A 4,863-nucleotide genomic window follows, 5' to 3' on the forward strand; every position below is an offset into this window, starting at 1 on the left:
AAGCCGAGCGGCGAGAGCCGGGCCACGTCCTCGTCGTGCACCTCGAAGCCCTCGGCCCGGAGCTGGTTCAGCGCGGCATCCATGTAGAGCGTGTTCCACAGCACGATCACATTGACCACGAGGCCCAATGCGCCGAGCTGGTCCTCCTGGCCCTCGCGGTAGCGCTGGCGCAGCTCGCCGCGCTTGCCGTGGAACACGGTGCGGGCGAGTTGGTGGCGGCCCTCGCCGCGGTTGAGCTGGATCAGGATGCGCCGCCTGTAGCTCTCGTCGTCGATGAAGCGGAGTAGGTAGAGAGTCTTGACCAGCCGTCCCAGTTCTTCCAAGGCGCGGGCCAGCTTGGTCGGGCGGTCCTTCGTTTGCAGCGTGCGGATCAGGCCGGAAGCTTGTACGGTGCCGAGTTTGAGCGAGCCTGCAAGCCGCAGCAGGTCCTCCCAGTGCTGCTCGATGAGGCGCCGGTTGATTCGGTGCGCCGCCAACTCATCGAGCGCGCCGTAATCGGCCTTGGGGTCCACGCGCCAGCAGCGGCTGCCGCCGATGTCGGCGAGCCTGGGGCTGAACTGATAGCCGAGGAGATGGAAGATCCCGAAGATCGTGTCGGTGTAAGCGCCCGTGTCCGTCATGATCTCGGTGGGCTGCAGCTCGGTCTGCTGCTCCAGCACCACTGAGAGCAGCACCAGGCTGTCGCGCAGCGTGCCGGGCACGGCGATGCCGTTCAGCCCGGTGAACTGGTCAGACACCAAGTTGTAGAACGTCACCCCGCGCTCTTGGCCGTAGTAGTGCGGGTTCGGGCCGGAGTGGATGGTCCGGATCGGCACCACGAAGCGCAAGCCGTCGGCTGAGGCCACGTCGCCACCGCCCCAGACGTGCGCGAGCGGAATGCGGTTCTGGGCTGCGACGAGGGCGGCATTGGCGCGGGTCAGCGTCTCGGCCCGGATGTAGTTTTGCCGCACCCAGCTCAGGCGCGAGCGGCGCAGCGCCGGGGTGTCGCGCCGGATCAGCGGCTCGAAGCCGGTGTTGCAGGCTTCGGCCAGCAGCACGGCGCACAGGCTGACAGCGATGTCGCCGGCGCGCGCGCCTCCCTCGCTGGCGTGGGTGAAGCCGTCCGCGAAACCGGTTCGGGCGTGCATCTCCAGCAGCAGCTCGGGCAGGTCCACTCGAGGCATCCGGGCCTGGACCGCGGCTCGCAGCGCTACCAGGCTCGCTGGCTCCTCCAACTTGTCCAGAGCAGTAAGCACAAGCTCGTCACCGTCCACCTGAACGCTGGCGTTGCTTGGTAAGTTGGCGATAGTGGTCCGGTAGGCCGCATCCAGGCGCTCACTCAGGCGGGTGACTTCGGCGCCAGCGTCGGTCGAAAGCCCGATCGTGCGGCAGATTGCGGGACGCGCCGCCTCCCAGGCCGCACCTTCCAGCAAGCCCTTGCGCGGGTCGGCATACCGGATGCTCGGTGCCGCGAACAGGTCGCGGCGGCGGATTGCGGTCCGCATGGCCTCCAGCAGGCAGAGCCGGCAGCCGAGCCTGTCGATGCCGCCGTCCGCCGCCTTGACTTGGCGCTTCCAACCCGCGGGTACAAAGCCGAGCGGCGCCGAGGCCGTAGGGCCGCGCCCCTCCGTAATCCTGAGGTGGTGCATGGCGTCGAGCACAAGCCGACCGGCCGGGGTGGCGCCGAAGACGACCGCGCGCAGCAGCGCCGGCAGAAAGCGCAGCTTGCCGGGTTGGGCGCGCAGCTCGATGAAGTAGAGGTCACCAGGTGGGCGGACCAGGGCGTCGATCTGGCCGAGGGCCGCAGCGAACGCCTCGCGCGGCACGATGGCCAACGCCGTCGCGCGCACAGCATCGTCCGTGACGGAGTCGTCCATCAGCACACCACCGGCGCGACGAAGCTGGAGGGCTGCGGCATCGAGGTCGCGGAGGGTGCGTAGCCTGGCGCGCTTACCGGCGGCGGCTGCGTCGGCGAACAGTTCGGTGATCACGACATCGAACAGGTCGAGCACGTCGTCCTGCGAACTCGCTTCCAGCGTGTATATGAAGGCGAGCAGCGTGGCGACACGCCGTTCCTCGGGCAGCCGCGCCACGGCCTGCGCCTTGGCGAACGTGGCGAAGCGGGCGAGGGCCGTGACCCGCCCCGGCGGGACGTGCGTGGTGCCGGGCAGGCCCTGGGCGAGCAGGCGCACTTCGTCGAGCCGCGAGACGGCGCGGGACAGCTCGGCGCCGCTGCGCCGGTAGGGGCCGTCGCGCAAGCGGTCGAGCGGGCTGGGACGGCCGCCCTCGCCGGCGATGAGCAGTTTGTCGAGCCGATCGCGCTGCTCGGGTGTCACGTCGCGGGCGAGCGTGCGCCACAGCCGGCGTGCGGCGCGGGCGCGGACGCGTGCGACCAGGCGTTCAAGGGCCGAGGCGCCCGGCAGCAGCACCTTGTTGGCGACGAGCCAGGCGGTGGCGCGGTCGAACAGCACGCTCGGCCGGTCGGTGCCGGTCCAGCACAAGGCGTAAAGCCAACGTGTCAGGCAAAAGCGGGTGAAGAGGTCGGTGAACTCACGGTAGCCGAACAAAATCCTGATCTCGCGGGCGTGCTGCCAGCGTGTCCGACCCCCGCGATAGCGGGCGAGGCAACCGGGATCGGCGATGTCGAGCTGACGGGCAAGGTCGGCGGCAACATTGGCGGGCACGCCCGTGGGGTCATCGAGGAACGTGCCCAGGAAGCGCACGGTGCCGAGTTGGGCCGCGAAACCCAGGCGCATGTGGTCCCAGCGTTTGGCCTCGATCAGCGCGCGGTCGGCGGCGTCGAGGTGGAAGTAGCGCGCGAGTTGCTCGGCGCTGAGTTCCCCAGCGTAGCGACCATAGCGCCGCTCCTGCTCGGCGGTAAGAAACAAGACTGGCACGAAAGAATGGTCAGCTTGGCGGTCAGCGGCCGAGCAGCTTGCGGGCGCGGGGCTTGGGCTGCCCAGTGCCGTCCACGTAGGCGTAAAGTGTACTAATGGAGATGCTGAGCTGCTCGGCCACGTCCGCCGCCGCGTTGCCCCGGTCGGCCATCATCGCCATGGCCAAGCGCAGCTTGGCGCGTGTCATGAGCCGCGGCCTGCCGCCCGTGCGACCGCGGGCGCGTGCGGCGGCGAGGCCGGCCATGGTACGCTCGTGGATCAGATCGCGCTCGAACTCAGCCAGAGTAGCAAAGATGCCGAACACGAGCCGTCCGGTGGCGCTCGTAGTATCGATGCCACCTGTCAGCACCTTGAGACCCACGCCACGCGCTTGCAGCGTGCCGACCAGTTCGACCACGTGGGCGAGGGATCGGCCGATGCGGTCGAGCTTCCAGACCACGAGGGCGTCGCCCGCCCGGAGCACGTCCAGCGCGCGGGCGAGACCGGGGCGGTCGGCGACCGTACCAGAGCACGTATCATCGTAGATCCGCTCCGGCGCGACGCCAGTGGCGAGCAGCGCGTCGCGCTGGAGAGCGAGGCTCTGCTCGGCCGTAGATACCCGCATATAGCCGACCAACACCGCCGCGCCCTCCCGCTCACTGCATAAACCCTGGCAGGATAAGATTTGCTGGCCAGAGAAAGATGCATGGGTTGATGCGCGCTGGACACTGTCGAAACCCTTGCCGCCCCGATTGACCCTCTGATCTGCATCAAAGGCTGGTTTTCTGCATCCTACCGCCGGGATTAGTGGACAGCAGACCTACGCTGGCGCGCCTCCGTCCTCGACCCTGACTGAGCTGGCACCCGTTCCGAGAGCGATGGGCGTCCGCTCGCTCAGGCCACACAGATGCCGGGCACGGCCACCTTGCGGAACAGGTGTGGGCTGACCGTCGCGCTCTCCGGGTAGTCGCCGATCCGTGCCCGGAACTCCGGGTTGGTGAAAGCTGACCGGAAGTGCGCGACCGACTCCCATACGGCATAGTTCAGGAAGGTGCCGCTGCCCGCGATGCCACGGTGAAGTTGGGTCGAGATGAAGCCCGGCTGGCGCTTCATGAATGCCGCGTCACCGGCCCAGGCGGCGATCAGACGATCCGCTTCCTCGGGCGAAACGGTGAACGTGTTGACCAGAATCACTGGCCCGCCATCATCCTCCAGCTGGTCGGCGAGAGTGACGGTTACATCCATCTCGGCGAACTTCGGCATATCAGGCTCCTTCGAGGGCTGATTGCGGCGCGGTCTCGGCAGACGCGGCGGCGGCGCGCAGCCGGCGTTGCAGCTCACGCAGGAGATCGCCTGCCGCCTCAATTCCGTCAGGCGAGAGGCCGACGGCCAAGGTGTCCGCCCAGCCTTCCTGGCGCGCAAGCGCAGCCCGGTAGGCGGCCTTGCCTTCGTCAGTCATCACGACGAGCATCGCGCGGCGGTGATGCGGGTTGGCGACGAGGCCGACGAGGCCGTCAGCACGCAACTCGTCCACCGACCGCTGCACCGCCTGCCTGGTCAGGCCCATGTTGCGGGCAATGTGCGCCACGGGCAGTGGCACGGGCGAGAGGGCGATGGTTCCCAGCACCTGCCACCGGGCGCTGCTCAATCCCAGGTCGCCGACGAGCGCATCACCAGCGGCGAGCAAGTTACCGTTCAGCCGGAAGATCTCAATGACCAAGCCGGTCAGGGCTCTGCGGAGACGAGCCGGATCATGAGGTTTAACAGCGGCCAGGGCCTGCATGCGACAACTATCATGCGTTTTGGCATCCATTAACGAACATGACAGAATGTTGTCAATACGCACACTGCGAGCTGTTTCCGATCATGGGCCACACTCATCCTGAAGGGGGAATAACGCGGCGCCACGCCGCCAGGGGCACAAACGACCGTTGTGGGTCGGGAGCGGCAACAGCCGCAGCCCGGGCAATCTGAATCGAACTTTCGGTTCCGCTGCTACCAAATGGCC

Annotated in this window: 4 protein-coding genes; all 4 read right to left on the reverse strand. The window is 67.9% G+C overall.

Features of this window, described 5'->3' with window-relative positions; translation table 11 throughout:
- A partial coding sequence (locus JOZ76_RS03780) for a Tn3 family transposase (RefSeq protein WP_441299968.1) occupies positions 1-2,876 on the reverse strand: 2,876 nt, incomplete at its 3' end.
- A gap of 22 nt (positions 2,877-2,898) precedes the next feature.
- Positions 2,899-3,495 (reverse strand): recombinase family protein, encoded by a 597-nt coding sequence (locus JOZ76_RS03785; protein ID WP_291697290.1) that lies wholly within the window; start codon positions 3,493-3,495, stop codon positions 2,899-2,901.
- A gap of 254 nt (positions 3,496-3,749) precedes the next feature.
- Entirely contained in the window at positions 3,750-4,118 is a 369-nt protein-coding gene (locus JOZ76_RS03790; protein WP_291697291.1) for an antibiotic biosynthesis monooxygenase family protein, read from the reverse strand.
- Position 4,119: 1 nt separating this feature from the next.
- Positions 4,120-4,638, reverse strand: a complete 519-nt coding sequence (locus tag JOZ76_RS03795; RefSeq protein ID WP_291697292.1) for a MarR family winged helix-turn-helix transcriptional regulator — start codon at positions 4,636-4,638, stop codon at positions 4,120-4,122.
- Positions 4,639-4,863: the final 225 nt, after the last annotated feature.

Source organism: Bradyrhizobium sp., assembly GCF_019244115.1.
Lineage (GTDB): Bacteria > Pseudomonadota > Alphaproteobacteria > Rhizobiales > Xanthobacteraceae > Bradyrhizobium.